The organism is Microbulbifer maximicatervae (SeqCode) (genome assembly GCF_052467385.1).
Map to the genome: position 1 here is coordinate 4,471,406 of NZ_CP174311.1, position 21,095 is coordinate 4,492,500.

Annotated in this window: 16 protein-coding genes, 5 tRNA genes and 2 rRNA genes (1 of these 23 cut by a window edge); 1 reads left to right on the plus strand and 22 read right to left on the minus strand. The window is 52.0% G+C overall.

The genetic code is table 11. The annotated features are described in order from the left end of the window. Window positions 1-21: 21 nt before the first annotated feature. The 20 genes from rpoB to ACJJIR_RS19245 form a co-directional block, all read right to left on the minus strand. Window positions 22-4,095: a DNA-directed RNA polymerase subunit beta gene (gene rpoB, locus ACJJIR_RS19150; RefSeq protein WP_444892716.1), complete on the minus strand. Its 4,074-nt coding sequence runs from the start codon at window positions 4,093-4,095 to the stop codon at window positions 22-24. Window positions 4,096-4,393: 298 nt separating this feature from the next. Continuing rightward, window positions 4,394-4,762 (minus strand): 50S ribosomal protein L7/L12, encoded by a 369-nt coding sequence (gene rplL, locus ACJJIR_RS19155; RefSeq protein ID WP_282934403.1) that lies wholly within the window; start codon window positions 4,760-4,762, stop codon window positions 4,394-4,396. Between the two features lie 77 nt (window positions 4,763-4,839). Continuing rightward, entirely contained in the window at window positions 4,840-5,334 is a 495-nt protein-coding gene (gene rplJ / locus ACJJIR_RS19160; RefSeq protein ID WP_282934404.1) for a 50S ribosomal protein L10, read from the minus strand. A gap of 277 nt (window positions 5,335-5,611) precedes the next feature. Next, window positions 5,612-6,307, minus strand: a complete 696-nt coding sequence (gene rplA, locus ACJJIR_RS19165) for a 50S ribosomal protein L1 (RefSeq protein ID WP_444895283.1) — start codon at window positions 6,305-6,307, stop codon at window positions 5,612-5,614. After that, window positions 6,308-6,739 carry a 50S ribosomal protein L11 gene (rplK, locus tag ACJJIR_RS19170; RefSeq protein ID WP_108731645.1) on the minus strand — a complete coding sequence of 144 codons (432 nt, stop codon included), beginning with the start codon at window positions 6,737-6,739 and terminating at the stop codon, window positions 6,308-6,310. A 154-nt stretch (window positions 6,740-6,893) separates the two neighbouring features. Further along, window positions 6,894-7,427, minus strand: coding sequence for a transcription termination/antitermination protein NusG (gene nusG / locus ACJJIR_RS19175; RefSeq protein WP_108731644.1), 534 nt, complete (start codon window positions 7,425-7,427; stop codon window positions 6,894-6,896). A gap of 10 nt (window positions 7,428-7,437) precedes the next feature. Beyond that, a complete protein-coding gene (gene secE / locus ACJJIR_RS19180; RefSeq protein WP_108731643.1) occupies window positions 7,438-7,806 on the minus strand; it encodes a preprotein translocase subunit SecE in 369 nt (122 codons plus the stop codon). A gap of 116 nt (window positions 7,807-7,922) precedes the next feature. Beyond that, a tRNA-Trp gene (locus ACJJIR_RS19185) sits at window positions 7,923-7,998 on the minus strand. Between the two features lie 97 nt (window positions 7,999-8,095). Further along, on the minus strand, window positions 8,096-9,289 hold the full coding sequence (gene tuf / locus ACJJIR_RS19190; protein ID WP_108731642.1) for an elongation factor Tu: 1,194 nt from the start codon (window positions 9,287-9,289) through the stop codon (window positions 8,096-8,098). A 129-nt stretch (window positions 9,290-9,418) separates the two neighbouring features. After that, window positions 9,419-9,493, minus strand: a tRNA-Thr gene (locus ACJJIR_RS19195). A gap of 69 nt (window positions 9,494-9,562) precedes the next feature. Beyond that, a tRNA-Gly gene (locus ACJJIR_RS19200) sits at window positions 9,563-9,636 on the minus strand. Window positions 9,637-9,692: 56 nt separating this feature from the next. Next, window positions 9,693-9,776: transfer RNA gene (locus tag ACJJIR_RS19205), tRNA-Tyr, on the minus strand. 108 nt (window positions 9,777-9,884) lie between these two features. Further along, a tRNA-Thr gene (locus ACJJIR_RS19210) sits at window positions 9,885-9,960 on the minus strand. Between the two features lie 192 nt (window positions 9,961-10,152). Beyond that, the gene (locus tag ACJJIR_RS19215) at window positions 10,153-10,842 is read right to left on the minus strand and encodes an SPOR domain-containing protein (RefSeq protein ID WP_444906486.1); all 690 of its coding nucleotides are present in this window, start codon (window positions 10,840-10,842) and stop codon (window positions 10,153-10,155) included. A 14-nt stretch (window positions 10,843-10,856) separates the two neighbouring features. After that, window positions 10,857-11,594, minus strand: coding sequence for a type III pantothenate kinase (locus ACJJIR_RS19220; RefSeq protein ID WP_444906487.1), 738 nt, complete (start codon window positions 11,592-11,594; stop codon window positions 10,857-10,859). After that, window positions 11,591-12,592 carry a bifunctional biotin--[acetyl-CoA-carboxylase] ligase/biotin operon repressor BirA gene (gene birA / locus ACJJIR_RS19225; RefSeq protein WP_444906488.1) on the minus strand — a complete coding sequence of 334 codons (1,002 nt, stop codon included), beginning with the start codon at window positions 12,590-12,592 and terminating at the stop codon, window positions 11,591-11,593. Before birA ends, ACJJIR_RS19220 begins: the two co-directional genes overlap by 4 nt. 5 nt (window positions 12,593-12,597) lie before the next feature. Further along, window positions 12,598-13,710 (minus strand): alanine racemase, encoded by a 1,113-nt coding sequence (gene alr / locus ACJJIR_RS19230; protein WP_444906489.1) that lies wholly within the window; start codon window positions 13,708-13,710, stop codon window positions 12,598-12,600. 27 nt (window positions 13,711-13,737) lie between these two features. Beyond that, window positions 13,738-14,928: an ABC transporter permease gene (locus ACJJIR_RS19235; protein WP_282934410.1), complete on the minus strand. Its 1,191-nt coding sequence runs from the start codon at window positions 14,926-14,928 to the stop codon at window positions 13,738-13,740. After that, on the minus strand, window positions 14,925-15,662 hold the full coding sequence (locus tag ACJJIR_RS19240; protein ID WP_282934411.1) for an ABC transporter ATP-binding protein: 738 nt from the start codon (window positions 15,660-15,662) through the stop codon (window positions 14,925-14,927). Before ACJJIR_RS19240 ends, ACJJIR_RS19235 begins: the two co-directional genes overlap by 4 nt. Next, the gene (locus tag ACJJIR_RS19245; RefSeq protein WP_444906490.1) at window positions 15,659-17,107 is read right to left on the minus strand and encodes an alpha/beta fold hydrolase; all 1,449 of its coding nucleotides are present in this window, start codon (window positions 17,105-17,107) and stop codon (window positions 15,659-15,661) included. The genes ACJJIR_RS19240 and ACJJIR_RS19245 overlap by 4 nt, the downstream gene beginning before the upstream one ends. A 154-nt stretch (window positions 17,108-17,261) precedes the next feature. Between ACJJIR_RS19245 and ACJJIR_RS19250 the strand changes: the two genes are divergently transcribed. After that, on the plus strand, window positions 17,262-18,221 hold the full coding sequence (locus ACJJIR_RS19250; protein WP_444906491.1) for a hypothetical protein: 960 nt from the start codon (window positions 17,262-17,264) through the stop codon (window positions 18,219-18,221). Between the two features lie 774 nt (window positions 18,222-18,995). Here the strand turns inward: ACJJIR_RS19250 and rrf are convergent. Beyond that, window positions 18,996-19,111, minus strand: a 5S ribosomal RNA gene (gene rrf / locus ACJJIR_RS19255). Window positions 19,112-19,314: 203 nt separating this feature from the next. Beyond that, window positions 19,315-21,095: ribosomal RNA gene (locus ACJJIR_RS19260) — 23S ribosomal RNA — on the minus strand (it continues 1,101 nt past the right edge of the window).

Here is a 21,095-nt window from a genome sequence, read left to right on the forward strand (position 1 = left end):
GGCTTCGGTACGGGTTCGGATTTACTCGTGCTCAAGCTCGAAGTTCATACCGAGAGAGCGGATTTCCTTAACCAGTACGTTGAAGGATTCCGGCATGCCCGGCTCCATGCGGTGGTCGGAGTCCACGATGTTCTTGTACATCTTGGTACGGCCTTCCACGTCATCGGATTTAACCGTAAGCATTTCCTGCAGGGTATATGCTGCGCCGTAAGCTTCCAGCGCCCACACTTCCATCTCCCCGAAACGCTGACCACCGAACTGGGCTTTACCGCCCAGCGGCTGCTGGGTTACCAGGCTGTAGGAACCGGTAGAACGCGCGTGCATTTTGTCGTCTACCAAGTGGTTCAGCTTCAGCATGTACATGTAGCCCACAGTTACCGGACGCTCGAAAGCATCGCCGGTGCGGCCGTCGTGCAGGGTGATCTGACCGGAGTCCGGGATATCGGCAAGACGCAGCAGCTGCTTGATCTCACTTTCATCGGCACCGTCAAATACCGGGGTCGCCATAGGTACACCGCGACGCAGGTTTTGCGCCATGGTCATGACTTCCTCATCGGAGAACTCGTCGAGTTCTTCCTTGCGTCCACCAGTGGAGTTGTAGACCTCTTCCAGGAATCCGCGCACCTTGGCGATTTCCTGCTGCTCCTTGATCATCTTGTCGACTTTAACGCCGAGGCCTTTAGCGGCCATGCCCAAGTGCATTTCCAGAACCTGACCAACGTTCATCCGCGAGGGAACGCCCAGCGGGTTCAGGACGATATCTACCGGCTCACCGTTTTGGTCATAAGGCATGTCCTCAACGGGCTTGATTACGGAGATAACACCTTTGTTACCGTGACGACCGGCCATCTTGTCGCCCGGCTGGATGCGGCGTTTGATCGCCAGGTAAACCTTAACGATTTTCAGCACGCCCGGAGCCAGATCATCGCCGGACTCCAGTTTCTTCTTCTTGTCTTCGAAGGCTTCGTCGAGCAGCTTGCGACGCTCTTTCAGCTGAGCTTCCGCTTTTTCCAGCTGATCGTTCAGGCTGTCGTCTTCCATACGCAGCTTGAACCAGTCTTCGCGCGGCAGAGCGGCGAGGACTTCAGCGGTCATCTCATCGCCCTTCTTAACGCCCTTACCACCGGCGGCCTTTTGGCCCAGCAGAGCCTGTTGCAGACGCTCGAAGGTCGCACCTTCTACAATGCGATATTCCTCGTTCAGATCCTTGCGGACCTCGTCCAGCTGTGACTTCTCGATATCGAGGGAGCGCTGGTCTTTCTGCAGGCCGTCGCGGGTAAATACCTGAACGTCGATCACGGTACCGCGAGTGCCACTGGGCGCACGCAGGGAGGTGTCCTTAACGTCGGAAGCTTTCTCCCCGAAGATTGCGCGCAGCAGTTTTTCTTCTGGAGTCAGCTGGGCTTCGCCCTTCGGAGTGACCTTACCTACCAGGATATCGCCAGCGCCTACTTCTGCACCGATGTATACGATGCCGGACTCGTCCAGCTTATTCAGCGCAGATTCGCCCACATTGGGGATATCCGCAGTAATTTCCTCACTGCCCAGCTTGGTATCGCGGGCAATACAGGTCAGCTCCTGAATATGAATGGTGGTGAAGCGGTCTTCCTGTACAACGCGCTCACTGATGAGGATGGAGTCCTCAAAGTTGTAACCATTCCAGGGCATAAATGCGATACGCATATTCTGGCCCAGAGCCAGCTCACCCAGGTCTACAGAGGGACCATCGGCGAGGATATCGCCACGGACTACACGATCCCCGGTATTAACGATCGGGCGCTGGTTGATACAGGTATTCTGGTTGGAGCGGATGTATTTGGTCAGGTTGTAGATATCCACACCTGCATCACCGGCTTCCACCTCAGCGTCGGCCACGCGAACAACCACACGGCTGGAGTCAACGCGCTCAATAATGCCGCCGCGCTTAGCAACCACACACACGCCGGAGTCGCGCGCTACAGTGCGCTCCATACCGGTACCCACCAGCGGCTTTTCAGCGCGCAGGGTCGGTACCGCCTGACGCTGCATGTTCGATCCCATCAATGCACGGTTGGCGTCATCGTGCTCGAGGAATGGAATCATCGCCGCAGCTACGGAAACCACCTGCTTGGCGGAAACATCCATATACTGGATTTCGCCCGGTGCTTTCAGGGTAAATTCGCCCTGGTGACGTACGCTGATCAGGTCATCAACAAAGTTACCGTTGTCATCTACTTCCGCAGACGCCTGGGCAATAATGAAGTTGGCTTCATTGATCGCGGACAGGTACGCAATTTCATCAGTTACCTTGCCATCGACCACTTTGCGGTAGGCGCTCTCGAGGAAACCGTAATGGTTGGCGCGGGCGTAAGTAGCCAGGGAGTTAATCAGACCGATGTTCGGTCCTTCCGGCGTCTCAATCGGACATACGCGGCCGTAGTGAGTCGGGTGCACGTCGCGCACCTCAAAGCCAGCGCGCTCACGGGTCAAACCACCCGGGCCGAGGGCGGAAACACGACGCTTGTGAGTCACTTCCGACAGCGGGTTGTTCTGGTCCATAAACTGGGACAGCTGCGAGGAACCGAAGAATTCCTTCACGGCAGCGGCAACCGGCTTGGCATTGATCAGGTCCTGAGGCATCAGGCCTTCGGACTCCGCCATGGACAGGCGCTCTTTAACAGCGCGCTCTACACGTACCAGGCCAACGCGGAACTGGTTTTCAGCCATTTCGCCTACGGAACGCACGCGACGGTTACCCAGGTGATCGATATCGTCGACCATGCCCTGACCGTTGCGGATATCGATCAGAGTCTTCAGAACTTCGACGATATCTTCTTTGCTCAGAGTGCCGGGGCCAGTCTCGTCTTCGCGACCCAGGCGTCGGTTGAACTTCATGCGGCCAACAGCGGACAGGTCGTAACGCTCGTCGGTAAAGAACAAGTTCTCGAACAGCGCTTCTGCGGACTCCTTGGTGGGCGGTTCGCCCGGGCGCATCATACGGTAGATCTCTACCAGCGCTTCCAACACAGTGCGAGAAGGCTCTGCACGCAGGGTGTCGGAGATAAACGGACCGCGATCCAGGTCGTTGGTGTACAGGGTTTGGAAACTCTTAACGTTCAGTACACGCAGCTTGGCGATTACTTCATCAGTAATCTCGGTGTTACAGTCGATCGCGATCTCACCGGTGGACTCATCGATGATGTCGTTCGCCAGTACACGGCCAAACAGGTACTCGAGCGGTGCTTCCAGCTTTTCTACGCCGGCCTTTTCCAACTGACGGATATGACGCGGGGTAATACGGCGACCCTCTTCGACAATCACCTTGCCCTGGCCGTCTTTGATGTCAAAAGAAGCAACATCACCGCGCAGGCGAGACGGAATCAGCTCCAAGCTGACACGGTCTTCCAACAGCTCAAAGGTGCTGGTCTCGAAGAACATTTCCAGCATTTCCTGGGAGGTGTAACCCAGGGCACGCAGCAGAATAGTCGCTGGCAATTTACGGCGACGATCGATACGCACAAACACCAGGTCTTTCGGATCGAACTCGAAGTCCAGCCATGAGCCACGGTAGGGGATGACACGCGCGGCGTACAACAGCTTACCGGAAGAGTGAGTCTTGCCTTTGTCGTGATCGAAGAATACACCCGGGGAACGGTGCAGCTGGGATACGATAACGCGCTCGGTACCATTGATTACGAAGGTACCGTTGTCGGTCATGAGCGGAATCTCGCCCATGTAAACTTCCTGCTCTTTAATGTCCTTAATGGACTTATTCGCAGATTCTTTATCGTAAATAATCAGACGCACGCGCACGCGCAGCGGACATGCATAGGTAACGCCGCGCAGGGTACATTCCTTAACGTCAAAAGCGGGCTTACCCAGCGTATAACTTACGTACTCCAGGGCGGCATTGCCGGAATAGCTGACAATCGGAAATACAGATTTAAACGCCGCTTGCAGGCCAACGTCCATACGGTCGTCGGGGCGCTTGTCGGCCTGTGTAAAGTTGCGATAAGAATCGAGCTGTATCGCAAGCAGAAAGGGCACATCCATGACCTTAGGCAGTTTGCCAAAATCCTTGCGGATACGTTTTTTCTCAGTATATGAGTAAGCCATTCAAATTCCCCAGCTTGATCAGTGACAAGACTTCGTGGGACTCCAGTCCAGAGCCCCTCCGGGCGAGAAGCCTCTGGTCAATGCAACTTGCCTGCACTGGCCAGAAACCTCTCCGCTTGCTTTTGGGTAGCGCTACTGCGCTATGGTTAAATGAGGTTTGCCACGGTTTTTAAATCCCGCCGGCACCGGTAAAAACCTCAGTACCGCAAACGGCAAAAAGGCCGGCGGACAAAAGTCCACCAGCCTTACCGCTACCCGCCGCTTTACGCGACAGCTAGCGGGAGACGCAAGAACCGAATTACTTCAGTTCTACAACTGCGCCAGCTTCTTCCAGCTCTTTCTTAGCTGCTTCAGCTTCGTCTTTGCTTACGCCTTCTTTCAGCGGGCTCGGAGCGCCGTCTACCAGACCTTTAGCTTCTTTCAAGCCCAGGCCAGTGATGCCGCGAACAACTTTGATCACGTTCACTTTCTTGTCGCCTGGGGAGGTCAGGATTACGTCGAAAGAGTCTTTCTCTTCAGCGGCAGCTTCGCCACCAGCTGGGCCAGCTACAACTGCTGCAGCAGCAGTTACGCCGAATTTCTCTTCCATTGCTTCGATCAGCTCAACAACATCCTTAACGGACATTTCGGCAACAGCATTGATGATATCTTCTTTAGTCAGAGACATGATTCAGTACCTGAATTGGTTTGAGCAGTAGCTGCTCGTATTTCGTTTTGAAACTGCGATTCGCTCTAGCGAAAAAATTACGCAGCTTCCTGCTCTTTTTGGTCGCGAACGGCCGCAATAGTGCGAACCAGCTTGCCAGCAGATGCTTCTTTCAACACGCTCATCAGCTTGGCGATCGCCTCGTCGTAAGTCGGCAGGCTTGCCAACAATGCGACGTCGGTGATCGCGCCTTCGAAGGCAGCACCTTTCAGTTCCAGCTTGTCATTGCCTTTAGCGAACTGGCTCAGGATGCGCGCGCCGGCACCTGGGTGTTCGTTAGAGAATGCAATGATGCTAGGACCTACGAACTTGTCAGTCAGACATTCGTATTCGGTACCTGCCAGAGCGCGACGCGCCAGAGTATTGCGGACGACTTTCAACCAAACGCCGTTCTCGCGGGCCTCTTTGCGCAGAGTGGTCATGTCATTCACGGTTACGCCGCGGGAATCCGCAACAACCGCAGACAGAGCACCTTCAGCAGCTTGCTGGACATCTGCGACAATCGCTTTCTTGTCTTCGAGTCCAATAGCCATAGTGTCACTCCTGGATTTGAAAAAAACCGGACTTAAACGTCCGATCCGTTCCGGTGCATAAAGCTCAAATCCAGTAAAAATACTGGTTTGGGCGACACCGTCTGCGTAGGCTCGAACCTCGCAATGGCCAACCTGGCCGAAGTTCGGATTAAGCCAGGCACGTTAAACCTCAACGCACCTGACACCTACGGTCTTTGACGGCCCACCTTCTGCCGAAGCATTCAGGTGGACCCCAAAGTTCGATTTACTGAGAGGTGATCACACCCCGCAGTGATATTTAAATATTCAGGGAAGACTGGTCGATAACCAGACCCGGGCCCATAGTGGTGCTCAGGGTGATCTTCTTCAGATATACACCTTTTGCAGAAGCCGGCTTGGCTTTCTTCAGGTCGGCAACCAGAGCTTCCAGGTTCTCTTTCAGAGAGTTCGCATCGAAAGCAACTTTACCGATACCACCGTGGATAATGCCGCCCTTGTCAGCGCGGAAACGCACCTGACCAGCTTTGGCATTTTTAACCGCAGTAGCAACGTCTGGAGTTACAGTGCCAGTCTTCGGGTTCGGCATCAGGCCGCGCGGGCCGAGGATTTGACCCAGCTGACCTACAACGCGCATCGCATCGGGGGAAGCGATTACTACGTCGAAGTCCATCTTGCCTGCTTTAACGTCGGCAGCCAGCTCGTCCATACCGATCAAGTCAGCGCCCGCTTCTTTAGCGGCATCAGCGTTAGCACCCTGGGTGAAAACAGCTACGCGAACTTCTTTACCAGTACCGTGCGGCAGAGTAGTTGCACCGCGAACAGCCTGGTCGGATTTACGTGGGTCGATGCCCAGGTTTACAGAAGCGTCTACAGTTTCTGCAAACTTAACGTTGGACAGCTCTTTCAACAGAGCTACGGCTTCTTCCATGCCGTAAGCTTTACCAGCTTCAACTTTTTCAGCGATTACGCGCTGACGCTTGCTCAATTTAGCCACTTAGAGACCCTCCACTTCGATACCGGCGCTGCGAGCGGAACCGGCGATAGTACGCACGGCCGCGTCCAAGTCGGATGCAGTCAGGTCTGCTTTCTTCATTTCTACGATCTCTTCCAGCTGAGCGCGGGTTACTTTACCCACTTTCTCAGTGTTCGGACGACCGGAACCGCTCTTGATCTTGGCAGCCTTGCGCAGCAGTACAGCGGCGGGCGGCGACTTCATGATGAAGGTGAAGGAGCGGTCGTTGTATACAGAGATTACAACTGGAACTGGCAGACCTGGCTCGAGGCTCTGGGTCTGGGCGTTGAACGCCTTACAGAATTCCATGATGTTCACACCGTGCTGACCCAGTGCGGGACCAACGGGCGGACTCGGATTGGCCTGACCGGCCTTAACCTGCAGCTTGATATAAGCTTCTACTTTCTTAGCCATTACAGCTCTCCTCTAGTTGGGTATTAACGCCCGCCACTCAGCCATAAGGTTTAAGGGCAGGCTCCCCGAACCCCGAAATGAAAACTCATTTTTCGGGGACGCGAAAACCCCCTTCCACCTCGCGGCGAAAGGGGGCAAAAAATTTATACTGGAATCAGGTTTTCTCTACCTGACTGAACTCCAGTTCAACCGGGGTGGAACGTCCGAAGATCAACACAGCCACTCGCAAGCGACTCTTCTCGTAGTTAACCTCTTCAACCACACCGTTGAAATCATTAAACGGACCGTCGATAACTCGAACCATTTCACCGGGTTCAAACAGAGTCTTGGGCTTGGGCTTATCGGCGGAATCGTCGATGCGATTCAGGATAGCCTGCGCTTCGCGGTCAGTAATCGGGGCTGGCTTATCCGCCTTACCGCCGATAAAACCCAGTACTCGGGGAGTTTCTTTCACCAAGTGCCAGGTATCGTCATTCAATTCCATTTCTACCAGGACATAGCCCGGGAAAAACTTGCGCTCACTCTTACGCTTTTGCCCTGCGCGCATCTCAACCACTTCTTCCGTGGGAACCAGGACTTCACCAAACAGGTGGTCCATTTCGTTCAGCTCAATGCGCTCTTTCAGGGAGCTGGCGACACGCTTCTCATAGCCCGAGTAAGCCTGGACCACATACCAATTCTTTGACATGTATCAACCTTTAGCCGATAAATTTGGAAGCCGCCCAACCCAGAGCCGAATCAAGCGCCCACAAGATAAGCGCCATAATCAACACGAAAACAACCACAATCGCTGTGGTCTGGGTTGCTTCTTGGCGGGTCGGCCAAACCACACGCCTGACTTCAGTTTGCGCTTCGCGCAACAGTTGCCACAACGCATTGCCTTTGGCGGTATTTACAGCCACAACCAGAGCTACCAGACAGATGGCAGTTACTGCCAACACTCGGTAAAACAAAGGGAATTCGGCGTAATATGAATTGCCTGCAACAGCACCGCCCACCAGCAGCACTATTAACAACCACTTCAGACCGTCAAGACGAAAGGTTTTCGCTTCTGTTTTAGCATTCATATAAGAAGCCCTTAGCGCACTATAGATAATCTTTTAGCGCTCATAAACACAAAAGCCCCACTGACAAGTAGGGTTTTGCGACACCCCTAAGCTTATCTAAGCGGAGTGATTAAAAATGGCAGGCCAGGAGGGACTCGAACCCCCAACACCCGGTTTTGGAGACCGGTGCTCTACCAATTGAACTACTGGCCTGTACAGTGTGAGCACTTTCGCACTCAAAGATGAGAGAGCTACAGGAACTCTCCCACCTGGTGCACCACATAGAATATTGTGATGCAGAAATCAAAGATTACTCAATGATCTTAGCAACAACGCCCGCACCTACGGTACGACCACCTTCGCGGATAGCGAAGCGCAGGCCGTCTTCCATGGCGATCGGAGCGATCAGGGTAACAACCATTTGAATGTTGTCGCCCGGCATTACCATTTCAGTACCTTCCGGCAACTCTACCGCACCAGTTACGTCGGTAGTACGGAAATAGAACTGAGGACGGTAGCCTTTGAAGAACGGGGTGTGACGACCACCTTCGTCCTTGGACAGTACATACACTTCCGCTTCGAACTTGGTGTGCGGAGTGATGGAGCCCGGCTTAGCCAGTACCTGACCACGCTCTACTTCGTCACGCTTGGTGCCGCGCAGCAGTGCGCCGATGTTCTCACCAGCACGACCTTCGTCGAGCAGCTTGCGGAACATTTCAACACCAGTACAGGTAGTAGTGGTGGTTTCTTTGATACCAACGATTTCGATCTCGTCGCCAGTGTTGATCACACCACGCTCTACACGACCAGTTACAACAGTACCACGGCCAGAGATAGAGAATACGTCTTCGATCGGCATCAGGAACGGCTGATCTACAGCGCGCTCTGGCTCAGGGATGTACTCATCCAGAGTCTCTACCAGCTTCTTAACAGCGGTAGTACCCATTTCGTTGTCGTCTTCGCCGTTCAGGGCCATCAGAGCGGAACCAACGATGATCGGAGTGTCGTCACCTGGGAACTCGTACTGATCCAGAAGTTCGCGAACTTCCATTTCTACCAGCTCGAGCAGCTCTTCGTCGTCTACCATGTCCGCTTTGTTCAGGAATACAACGATGTAAGGTACACCTACCTGACGGGAAAGCAGGATGTGCTCACGAGTCTGAGGCATGGGGCCGTCAGCTGCGGAACATACCAGGATAGCGCCGTCCATCTGAGCAGCACCGGTGATCATGTTCTTAACGTAGTCGGCGTGTCCCGGGCAATCTACGTGCGCGTAGTGGCGAGTCGGGGACTCGTACTCAACGTGAGAAGTAGCGATGGTGATACCGCGCTCACGCTCTTCCGGTGCATTGTCGATACCGTCGAAAGCAACAGCGTCACCGCCCCAAACTTCCGCACATACGCGGGTCAGAGCAGCGGTCAGGGTGGTTTTACCGTGGTCAACGTGACCGATGGTGCCCACGTTCACGTGGGGCTTGGAACGTTCAAACTTTTCTTTTGCCATTGCAGCCTCCTATATATAGGCGAGCCGATAACGGCACCACCCACGTCCAGAACATGCACATCCGACCCGGAAAATCCGACCCCGGACACAAACAACCGCAAGAGCTTTCACTCTTGCGGTCATATAAAATGGAGCTCATGGGCGGATTTGAACCGCCGACCTCACCCTTACCAAGGGTGTGCTCTACCCCTGAGCTACATGAGCTAAAATCTTGCCGATAACGACATCTTAAAATGTTGCACCCTGGAGAGCATTCCAACCAACCCCAAAACTTGGAGCGGGCAGCGGGGATCGAACCCGCATCATCAGCTTGGAAGGCTGAGGTTCTACCATTGAACTATGCCCGCTTTCGGGACCTCCATGCGAAACCATTCGATTTCGCGCAACACCCTAAGGTGTAATATGGTGCAGGGGGGTGGATTCGAACCACCGAAGCTTTCGCGTCAGATTTACAGTCTGATCCCTTTGGCCACTCGGGAACCCCTGCTCAAAGCGGTGTGCATTGTCTACACATCTCGCTGCGCTGTCAACAATTTTTCTTTAAATTTCACATACTTAGCAGCGAAACCTAATTTTGACAGCAACGGGATAAAAATGGAGCTGGCGAGAGGAGTCGAACCCCCGACCGGCTGATTACAAGTCAGCTGCTCTACCAACTGAGCTACGCCAGCCCTATCCCGTTCATTGCCGAAGTTGTTAAGTCACCCTCGTCAATGGAGGCGGGATTCTATGGGAACTTATCTCGACACGCAACACCCTTTTTGCAGATAAATCATATTTTTTATGTCGCCTATTCCAACCTGCTGAAAAAAACAGCGATTCGAGACGCCTACTGGTGATTTTCTGATAAATCTGCTTTTTTGTTAGCCAAGTACTTCAGAACAAAGATTTGGGCGCCGATCCAGGTCCGGGTATTCACGCTGCAGTTGTCGCCAAAATTCTTCTGCAAGACTTTCTGTGCTGCCAGGGGGCATAACTATCCACCGCTCCATATAGGTTTGCGGCTCCTCCTTGAACTGCGCGGTAACCCCTCTCTCCTTCAAAACGGCAGTATGGGACTCAGCTCGGGCTCGCTCACTAAAAATCCCAAATGAAATGCCATTTTCCAATGCGCCTTTGGGAATGACATAGCTGTCGATCCCCTGAGACTGTAGTTCACGCAAGCGGTTGTAGGCCTCCCGCCTCGAACTCAGTGGCGGCAGATATACCCAGTAGCGCATCTGCCCCTGCATTTCTATATCACGCAGTTCGGCCTTAACCTGAAGGGACCGGATTCGCTGCAAGAGATTCTCGCCCTGGTACTCCTCCGCGAAAGGCCCCAACAGCGTACAAAGCTGCTCAACCTCAAAGGACTCCTTACTCAGTACCCCAGCCTTCTCTGGAGCAGGCAGCTCTTCAGGGGATATTTCGCTAACGAGGGTAATTTTCTTTCCCTCCGACTCGAGAGGGATCGGGCTCTTGCCGCTACTTAACTGCGGAGATGGCGCTACCAACATATACCAGGCAAAAAGCACAGCGTTCAGGGCAACTAAAGAAAGGGCTATCCAGCGCATAACAGAGTAAATTTTTATGGATTACTAAGGGCCAACCCATCCATCACCAAATCAGGAACCAGGCGATGTTCGTGCTGGTAAACTGCGGAGAGCAACTGCGCATCTCCACCGGTTAACCACAATAAAGGGAGGGAACCGGAGTGGACCTGCAATTCTTCCATTGCTCGATCAACCGCACCCAACACCATCAGCAAGAGGCCACGGTTTATCGCCTCATTGGTATTGCGTCCCGCGCCCAATGTTTTTGTCAGGGCCAGTGCCTCACGACTCTTTGCTGCATGGGTATCGACACTGAGAACGCGATTCATCAATCCGAAACCGGGAACGATATATCCCCCAATGTGGCGCCCGCTATTGTCCAGCAAATCTAAGGTGACCGCACTGCCGCAATCCACAATTAATGATGCTCGGGGAGATTGCTGGTAGGCCGCCAACATTGCCAGCCACCGATCCACCCCCAGGGCGGAGTGGTCTTCATACCCACAGATAACGCCGGCACATTGAGGTGCCACTGCAGAGAATTCAGCCTCCAGTGTGAACAGGTCTCGGGCCACCTGACTCAAGAATTCAGCAACAACGGGACCGGCGACATTCACTACCCGAAAACGGTAGGGGGTTAAGTCTGCCCAACCCTCAGGCAAAACCTGCTGGCGCAACTGCCCAGTTTCGATATCACCACGGGCTATCACCTCGCCTTCGACCAGGTAGCGCCACTTACCCCGTGTATTGCCGACATCCAGCTCTAGAATCACACCTGCCCCCGCAACGAGATTTCCCCCCCATGAAATGACTTTTGCCCTTTATCAGTGTCGAGTAACAAGGCTCCTTTTTCATCGACACCGGCCGCAACACCTTCCCAGCTCAAATTACCTGACCGCAACTGAACTGGCTGCCCGGCAAACTGGTCTAGGGTTGACCATGATTCCCGGTAAGTGGCGAACCCCCATTCCGGGTAAGTTTCCAGCATCGGTAACAGCTCGCTGAGTATCGCCGCAGTTAATTCACTGCGGCCAATACCAGGACGGACTTGCTGGAGATCTGCCCATGGTTGATCAATCTCCTCTGCTGTCTTTGCGTTGAGACCATTATTCAACCCAATACCGATAACCACTGAACAGCGGTCGGTTAAATCCCCTTTTAGCTCAAGTAATACACCGGCCAATTTACGGCCCTGGCACCACACATCATTTGGCCACTTCAGGCGCACGCCCGGTACAGAAAAACGCTCGAGCGCTTTTGCCACAGCAACACCGACGGCAAGACTCAACCCCTCCAGGCTTTGTACACCGCCATTAAACTCCCAGCCCACTGAGAGGCTGATACTTGTGGCATAGGGGCTGACCCAGTTGCGACCACGGCGGCCCCGACCGGCACTTTGCCGCTCGGCGAGAATCGCTACAGCGTGTCCCTTACCTTCTTCAAAACGCTCCAGTAACAGGGAGTTCGTTGAACTCAACTCATCAAAAACCTGCAACTCGCGCAGTAGCGCTCGGGCTGAACCATCCAGCTGAGCGGTAACAGTCTGCTCAGATAGCAGGTCGAGACCTCCCGGCAAGCGATAACCTCGCCCCTTAGCAGACTCAAGCGTCAGGCCGTAGCTCTCGAGCTTTTGTAGTTGTTTCCAAACAGCGGCTCGGCTGACACCAAGCGCACTCCCGAGGGATTCTCCCGAGTGTATTTCCCCATCCGCCAGAAGCTCCAGCACCGGGCGAAGCTGTTCTAATGGTGTTTTTGCGGCGACGTCCTGCAATTTGTTCAACCTTTTACATAATGGCGGCCATAGCGATGCCCGAGGCTCGTCAGGACTTCATAACCGATAGTCCCGGCATACCCAGCGACCTCATCCACCGTAAGCTGGTCATTGAGAATCTCGATCGACTGAAGGGAGTCCCGCTCCTCTTCGCTGAGACCCGAAATATCGAAAGTGGTAGAGTCCATTGATATACGCCCGACAATTGGCAGAGGGCGGCCGTGCCCCCATCCGCGCCCCCGCCCCCCTTGGGCTCGTATAATGCCATCGGCATATCCACCCCGAGCTACCGCAAGCCAACTATCTCCGGGAACTTCCTGGGTCGCACCATACCCCACAGACCGGGACTGACTGACATAGCGCTTTTGGACAATTGGCAAGCCCAAAGTCACCGTTGGACGCATCGGGTTTTCAGCCTCAGGGATAGGGTTAAGGCCGTATAGTGCGGAGCCCGGTCGGGCAATATCAAAGTGATAGTCCTCACCCAAAAAGATGCCGGATGAGTTCGCAAGGCTGAGCTGAATATCCGGGCACAGTTCCCGCAAGCGATCGCCCGCGGTCTTAAACTCGTTCAACTGAAGCTTGTTATGCGGATGTTGGGGCTGATCTGCACAGGCAAGATGACTGAAGAACATCCGAACATCGGCGGACTCTAAGAGAGGGCGGTCCTTGAGCAGCAATTCGAACTCATCTGGGGTCAATCCCAGCCGAGTCATGCCGGTATCAATTTTTACGGCGCAAGGGGCCTCCAACTGAGCTTTCTCGCAGATTTCAACCCAGCTCTTCAATTGATCCAGAGTAAACAATGTGGGGATCAAACCCGCGCGAGCGCACTCTAGTTCAGCACCAGGCCTGACACCGGTAAAAATAACTATATTCACATCGTTGCCGAGGTCACTGCGCAAGCGCTCCCCCTCGACTTGGGTGGCCACAAAGAAATCGCGGCATCCCTGAGCGTATAGCGCCGGTGCAACATGAGCCATTCCCAAGCCGTAAGCATCCGCTTTAACCACAGCACCGCACCGGGTGCCGGCTTTCAAGCGATTAGCCAGATCCTGATAGTTATCTGCTATAGACCTCAGGTTGATACTTAATAACCCTTCACGAAAGTCACTCATACCAGTACAACTCGCTAAATCAGTAAGCTAGGTAGCTCCGAGCAGACTCTCTCGCTGCAGCGCTCGGGCACCGCCTAATATACACCCAACAACCAACAAAAGGCTGACTAGTGAGCCAGCGATCATCAGAGATATGGAGACCGTATCCCCAACCAGTAGAGCCTTAAACCACTGCTGTTGCGCGACCAGCGGGACCAACTGCCAGGCAGGCTCCTCTAGCTCTATGGATGACATATCCAATATTAACAACATAGTGACAGGTAAAATCTGCAATATACTCAATTGAGTTTGGGCATCTTTAAATGACTGGGAACGCAACGCTAACAATATTTGCAGTACGGCAACCAATAGAGCCAGTGGGAGCAGGGCTAGCGCCATAGCAACCATGCCACTCAGCGTAGTTGCATGTTGTATCCCCATTTCAGCCAAGGGCAAAAATGGAAAAACAGCCATTAGCGAAACTAACGCGAGAATTGAAGATAACCAACTGATACTGGCTACAGCGAGCACCTTTGCCAGGACCACCTGCCAGGCGGCCAGAGGTTGTTGCAGTAATACCTCAAAACTCATTCTCTCCCGCTCACCGGCAGAGGCATCAATGGACGAGGACAGGCAACCTATAAACAGCGTCATTATCAAGAGTGTCGGTATTGAACCAACAATCCAGGCACTGCGGGTAGACGGGGTACTGACATCCCTAACCTGGACTTGCCAGGGTGCTATTGTTTTTAGTGGGACTCCCCTAGCGACCATTCTTTGTTGAACAATGAGCTGTTGTAGCTCACCCAGCTTTTGTTGAACATGACTCGCGCCTTGCCCGCTGAAACGATCGGAGCTATCAACATACAAATAAACCTTGGGGCTGCGGAAATTGCGATAATCGGTAGAAAAACCTTCATCAATTTTCACAACTGCATCGTAACCTTCATCAAGTAAAGCTATCGGGTCCCCTTCTGACAGGCTATCCAGTTCCACCCGCCCTTTACTCAGCTGCTGCTCTAATACTGGTAAATCCTGCCCGCCTAACAACGCTAGCTGAAATGTCCTCTCCCCTTGGGACTTAAACATAAACAGAGTCATCGATGCGATCATTCCGGGAAATGAAATGGCAAACAGCAAAGATAAATACAGTGCTCGCCGGTCACGCCAAACCTCTAAAGACTCCTTCTTCAGAAGAGCAGACATGGCGGGAGTAAATAATAGGTTTAAAAATTTCATGCCATCACCTCCCCTTTAACCCCGTAAGCCAGAGTGACGAAACTATCTTCCAGGTTTTTACAGCCTGTGCGTTCTACAAGCTCATCGGGGGTACCACTATCGACAATAGCACCGTTAGCCATCACCAATACTCTATCTGACAACTCAGTAACTTCAGCCATAATATGGCTGGAAAATAAAATGGCTACGCCCTCAGAGCGCAACCGCAGAAGTGTTTTCCGCAGCAGTCTCGCTGCAAGGACATCAAGCCCGCGAGTCGGTTCATCGAGTATCAAATGCGTAGGCCGGTGAACTAGTGCCCGCGCCAGCGACACTTTCATTCTCTCCCCCTGGGAAAAGCCTTTTGTCCGACGTTGCCACAAATCTTCTAATTCCAGCTCTTCTCGAACAGAATTCAATGCGCGCTTAAGCTCTGCCCCAAATAATCCCTGCGCACTGGCAAAAAATGATAAGTACTCCGCTACAGTAAGTCGTTCATACAAGCCTTCACGATCGCCGACAACGCCCAATTGCCGCTTTATTTCTAATGGCTTTTCGGCCACATTAAGCCCACTAACAATTACTGTACCTTCATCCGGTTTTACCAACCCCGTTATAATTCTGAGGCATGTAGTTTTACCGGCTCCATTAGCCCCCAGCAAAGCGGTTATTTGGCCATCAGGTATATTGAAATTCAGGTCTTTGAGTACTTTCTTTCCAGAGAATTGCTTGTGAATAGATTTAACAGCAATCATTTGTTATCCCCTTGGCTCGATAGCAACTCACTGGATACCGCTTTATCAATTTCAGGTCCAAAAGCACCCGCCATAAAAGGTGGTCTTTGAATATCCGCAATACAATCACTATCTAAAGAAGCAAGTGGAGATTTTAGAAAATCATCTATTAGCTTTGGTATACAACCGCGCATACTATTGATATGTCCACCACCTGGAACCACTACCTGTTTTAATTCTGAAAGATACCCCAAGCTTTGTTCCGCATAATAATGTGGGGTAATAGGGTCAGCTTCCCCGGAAATAATTAACACAGGATGATTTCTTTCTTCCGGGACTTCGTAAGTGATAGGAGATACGGGCCACACCTTGCAACCCTCAGCAAAAATCTCAAAAAAAGCATCACCTAAAAAGCTATCGCGAATATCTGCAGCCAGCTCTTCCTCTGTAGTGCGATTTAATTCTTCAGCGCAAGCAACCGATAAGGTGAGCCCCATAGACATACTTCCATCATCAGATAAAAGTCCAACCAACCCCGATAGCGGTAAATAATTACCCTCCTCAGCCTGGCTAATAGCGTATGGTAACTGCGCTGCCGTTTCAGGTGCGTAGAGCGCGGTCCTTATCAGGTTTTGTATGAAGCTACGGGGAACACTTGTTTCCATTGTGCGACCAGAGTGGGGGTCCGGGAAGTTCGATGCTCTTCCATCCCAGTCCCTAAGCAAGCTATCCAGGTCAGATCTCCAATCGCCAAATTCGGAGCACACCGGATCCTGACTGCAGTCTTTCTCCAATTTTAGCAGCGCCTTTTCAGCAGCTTGCGCAGTAAGAAAAACTTTTGACTCAATCGGGGCTACGGCATCCAGGATCAGGACACTTAAACTTTCGGGATACCATTGCTGGTAAAGAAGCGCGGTGCGAGTTCCCCAAGAACCTCCCCACAAAGCAATTTTTTTATGTCTCAACTGGAGGCGCACTTCCTCCAGATCATCAACCGCTTGACGGCTATGCAGCGCTTTCGCAAAGGAGGAGTTTTCAAGGTAGCAAGTTGAGAATTGATCGGTGACCGCCTCCAGATCCATATGGACTTCTCCGTCGATCCCACAGTCAAATGCAGCCGAGTAACCCGAGCCGCGCCTATCGACAAGAACGATCGCCCTACTCTGATTGACTTTATATAAGGCATTTAGAATCGGGGTCAGATAACTGGCTGCCTGACCGGGGCCACCGGCCAGTAAATAAAGTGGCTCCAGTCCAATGTCATTAACTGCTGGGGCTACCATTACCGCTAGATCTACTGCAGCTTCTCCCCCACCAACCGGTATCGTTGTACAGTGCAGAGCATGGCTCCAGCCGTCCAGGTAGCAGGACTCGAAGTTATTCTCTTCTCTCTCTTCTGCAACTGCTGGAGATAGCCCTATAAACAAGCTGATCGCGAAGATCGCAAACCTCTGTATCCAAACCACTGCCAACCCCCTATCCAACGAATTTATCCCAACCAGTGTATCGAACTGCTCCTAAGGTGTCGTCATCCAACAAAAGGCAGATAATTGCATTTGCATTAGCGCCCACCCCTGCACAGTGGTATGGTTTCTTATTTACTTGCCCATGATTGCACCCATGAGCTTTTCAGACCGAGAAAAACACCTAATCCGAGCCGCCTTTGCCTGGGGCCAAATCACACAACAGGAAGGCTATACACTTTCTGATCTTGAAATTGAAAAATCGGTTCTCTTCCGACGATTACTTGGCGGTCGGCCGCCATTGGCATTCCCGCCACCATTGCGTCACGGATTTCCCTGGTATGACGTTATTGAAGGGCGTAGCGAACACTTAGTGAGTGCATCCGAAGCCTCACCTGAATGCAGCATCATTGCACCGGGCTGTAAGCTCGGGGATACCTGCATTCTTATTGACGGCGCCTTTTGGCGCGTAGTCGAAACTGTTCGCGAGCACGAAGAATATATCGTTGAGTGGGGCCAATACCCAATGCAGTGGCGCTTGAAAAAGCATTGGGAAGTAAACTATGAAATGACACAACAGCTTCATAGTTTTCGTAAAGATAACCCCAATGCCGAAGTGAGCTTTGACAACTATTTAAGCCAAAGGGAGTACCGGGAATTTCGCATAGACGATGATCAGACGGTATGGCTCTGTGAATGGCAATTAAGCCGCACCAGCCTCTCTGGTTGGGTTTGGGTTGGGACAATACTACCTGTTCCCGATTATCAGCTCGTTCCAGTGTTCGACGATGATCACGGCCCGGTTATTCTCGGCGAGGATGGTAATTCCAATGGGCAGGCCTGGCTGCGTATTGAAGATGCCACAGATGAATACCGCTTCGTTAAACTACTGGGAACCTACGACTACCAGTCGCTAATTACTGCGAGCACCACTGAGCTGAAGACCTTTTTACAAGACCTACAGCAAGAAGAGTCAGCAGACATTGAAGTATTGGATTGGCACCAGAACAATGCCGCACGACGCTTTGCTCTCCCTGCCGAGCTGGTTCCACTAGAAGACCTCAGTTTGAATGATATGAACTTTGACCTCGTTCCAGATAACGCCTTTGCTTACTAGCCCACCCAAGCCCCACCTGGTGGGGCTTTTTTTATCCCCAAATTTTTCTTCTCTCGAATACTGGCGTACCAATCAGTCGCAGTAATCCACAGATTTATCGCTCATAACACTGTTAATAACTGATGTCCGTTTTATGGCGTCTTTGTTACCAACAGAAACCATGGATAGAGCTGTGTATAACTCCGGGATATCCCCGGCCAGCCCCGTGATTGCTTGGCTCTATTGAAGGCGGGTAAAAAAGCAGCACTTTTTGCGCAGATTTCCACAGCCAGCGGTTACTAACAGAAAGTCTGGATAGAGTTGTGCATAACTTTAATAAACGGGCTGCAGGCCCCGTGGTTACAGGGGATTACTGCAGAGACTAAAAAATCACCGATATTTTTACCGGCTAAATTTAATTTTTGGCGGGAGTGGTATGGGTACTTTTCTGAGTTTTACGCGAGTTATTTTTGTTGGATTATTTTTTGAGTGAGTGTAAAGGCATTTGGAGAGAAGATCGGTAAAGACCCATTTTTATAGGCTTTTTAGGAGAGCGTCTGTTTAAGGTGCTCAGGTAGTTTTAGGTTTTTCTTTTTTTAATTACTGACTGATTTTTTAAATAGAAAGTTGAGCATTAAAATTTTTCAGAGCTATTTTTATTTTTTCTATTTAATTTCTACTAAGTATTTTCTGCTTTCTCATTCCTATTTTTTGTTTTTATTTTTGTTTTTTTAAATATTTTTTCAGCTATAAAAAAAAGGGCCACCCTATTGGGTGGCCCTTTTCGGATTAGAAGCCTGACGATGACCTACTCTCACATGGGGAAGCCCCACACTACCATCGGCGATGTTGCGTTTCACTTCTGAGTTCGGCAAGGGATCAGGTGGTTCCACAACTCTATTGTCGTCAGGCAAACTGGCTTGGGTTGGCGTTGGTCTTATAAGCAAAGTGCTTGGCCTGCCGCGTTATCGCTGTTTGCCTCGGTCATATTATTGACCGGCGATAACCCCAAATAAGTCGGTAAAACAATCTGTAGTAATACACCGCAAGCGATCGTATGTCTCTAACTCACAATCCGCTAGCTTAGCTAGTCGTTAGTAACCATCTCTGTTGTATGGTCAAGCCGCACGGGCAATTAGTACTGGTTAGCTCAACGCCTCACAACGCTTCCACACCCAGCCTATCAACGTGGTAGTCTTCCACGGCCCTTCAGGAGGCTCAAGGCCTCAGGGAGATCTTATCTTGAAGGAGGCTTCCCGCTTAGATGCTTTCAGCGGTTATCCCGTCCGAACATAGCTACCCGGCAATGCCACTGGCGTGACAACCGGAACACCAGAGGTTCGTTCACTCCGGTCCTCTCGTACTAGGAGCAACTCTTCTCAAATCTCCAACGCCCACGGCAGATAGGGACCGAACTGTCTCACGACGTTCTAAACCCAGCTCGCGTACCACTTTAAATGGCGAACAGCCATACCCTTGGGACCGGCTTCAGCCCCAGGATGTGATGAGCCGACATCGAGGTGCCAAACACCGCCGTCGATGTGAACTCTTGGGCGGTATCAGCCTGTTATCCCCGGAGTACCTTTTATCCGTTGAGCGATGGCCCTTCCATACAGAACCACCGGATCACTATGACCTACTTTCGTACCTGCTCGACATGTCTGTCTCGCAGTCAAGCGCACTTATACCATTATGCTCATTGCATGATTTCCGACCATGCTGAGTGCACCTTCGTACTCCTCCGTTACTCTTTGGGAGGAGACCGCCCCAGTCAAACTACCCACCATACACTGTCCTCGATCCGGATAACGGACCAGAGTTAGAACCTCAAACATACCAGGGTGGTATTTCAAGGACGGCTCCACAACAACTAGCGTCGCTGCTTCAAAGCCTCCCACCTATCCTACACAAATAGGCTCAAAGTTCAGTGCAAAGCTGTAGTAAAGGTTCACGGGGTCTTTCCGTCTAGCCGCGGGTACACTGCATCTTAACAGCGATTTCAATTTCACTGAGTCTCTGGTGGAGACAGCGTGGCCATCGTTACGCCATTCGTGCAGGTCGGAACTTACCCGACAAGGAATTTCGCTACCTTAGGACCGTTATAGTTACGGCCGCCGTTTACCGGGGCTTCGATCAAGAGCTTCGCCGAAGCTAACCCCATCAATTAACCTTCCGGCACCGGGCAGGCGTCACACCCTATACGTCCTCTTACGAGTTTGCAGAGTGCTATGTTTTTAATAAACAGTCGCAGCCACCTGGTCACTTCGACCGGCCTCAGCTTAGGGAGCAAGTCCCATCACCAAAACCGGCGTACCTTCTCCCGAAGTTACGGTACCATTTTGCCTAGTTCCTTCACCAGAGTTCTCTCAAGCGCCTTGGTATTCTCTACCTGACCACCTGTGTCGGTTTAGAGTACGATTCACTATTACCTGAAGCTTAGAAGTTTTTCCTGGAAGCAGGGCATCAACCACTTCACCCACTAAGTGGGCTTCGTCATCAGTTCTCAGCCTTAGGGACCCGGATTTGCCTAAGTCCCCAGCCTACAACCTTAAACATGGACAACCAATCGCCATGCTGGCCTAGCCTTCTCCGTCACTCCGTCGCAGTAATAGCGAGTACAGGAATATTAACCTGTTTCCCATCGACTACGGCTTTCGCCCTCGCCTTAGGGGTCGACTAACCCTGTCCCGATTAGCGTTGGACAGGAACCCTTGGTCTTCCGGCGGGGAGGTTTTTCACCTCCCTTATCGTTACTCATGTCAGCATTCGCACTTGTGATACCTCCAGCAGACCTCCCGATCCACCTTCAACGGCTTACACAACGCTCCTCTACCATGCTCCTAAGAGCATCCGCAGCTTCGGTTATCAGTTTGAGCCCCGGTATATCTTCCGCGC

Excerpts from the sequence above, each read along its gene's own strand:
- rpoB (WP_444892716.1), bottom strand. The coding sequence starts at position 4,095 with ATGGCTTACTCATATACTGAGAAAAAACGTATCCGCAAGGATTTTGGC.
- rplL (WP_282934403.1), bottom strand. The coding sequence starts at position 4,762 with ATGTCTCTGACTAAAGAAGATATCATCAATGCTGTTGCCGAAATGTCC.
- rplJ (WP_282934404.1), bottom strand. The coding sequence starts at position 5,334 with ATGGCTATTGGACTCGAAGACAAGAAAGCGATTGTCGCAGATGTCCAG.
- rplK (WP_108731645.1), bottom strand. The coding sequence starts at position 6,739 with ATGGCTAAGAAAGTAGAAGCTTATATCAAGCTGCAGGTTAAGGCCGGT.
- nusG (WP_108731644.1), bottom strand. The coding sequence starts at position 7,427 with ATGTCAAAGAATTGGTATGTGGTCCAGGCTTACTCGGGCTATGAGAAG.
- secE (WP_108731643.1), bottom strand. The coding sequence starts at position 7,806 with ATGAATGCTAAAACAGAAGCGAAAACCTTTCGTCTTGACGGTCTGAAG.
- tuf (WP_108731642.1), bottom strand. The coding sequence starts at position 9,289 with ATGGCAAAAGAAAAGTTTGAACGTTCCAAGCCCCACGTGAACGTGGGC.
- ACJJIR_RS19215 (WP_444906486.1), bottom strand. The coding sequence starts at position 10,842 with ATGCGCTGGATAGCCCTTTCTTTAGTTGCCCTGAACGCTGTGCTTTTT.
- alr (WP_444906489.1), bottom strand. The coding sequence starts at position 13,710 with ATGAGTGACTTTCGTGAAGGGTTATTAAGTATCAACCTGAGGTCTATA.
- ACJJIR_RS19235 (WP_282934410.1), bottom strand. The coding sequence starts at position 14,928 with ATGAAATTTTTAAACCTATTATTTACTCCCGCCATGTCTGCTCTTCTG.
- ACJJIR_RS19240 (WP_282934411.1), bottom strand. The coding sequence starts at position 15,662 with ATGATTGCTGTTAAATCTATTCACAAGCAATTCTCTGGAAAGAAAGTA.
- ACJJIR_RS19250 (WP_444906491.1), top strand. The coding sequence starts at position 17,262 with ATGAGCTTTTCAGACCGAGAAAAACACCTAATCCGAGCCGCCTTTGCC.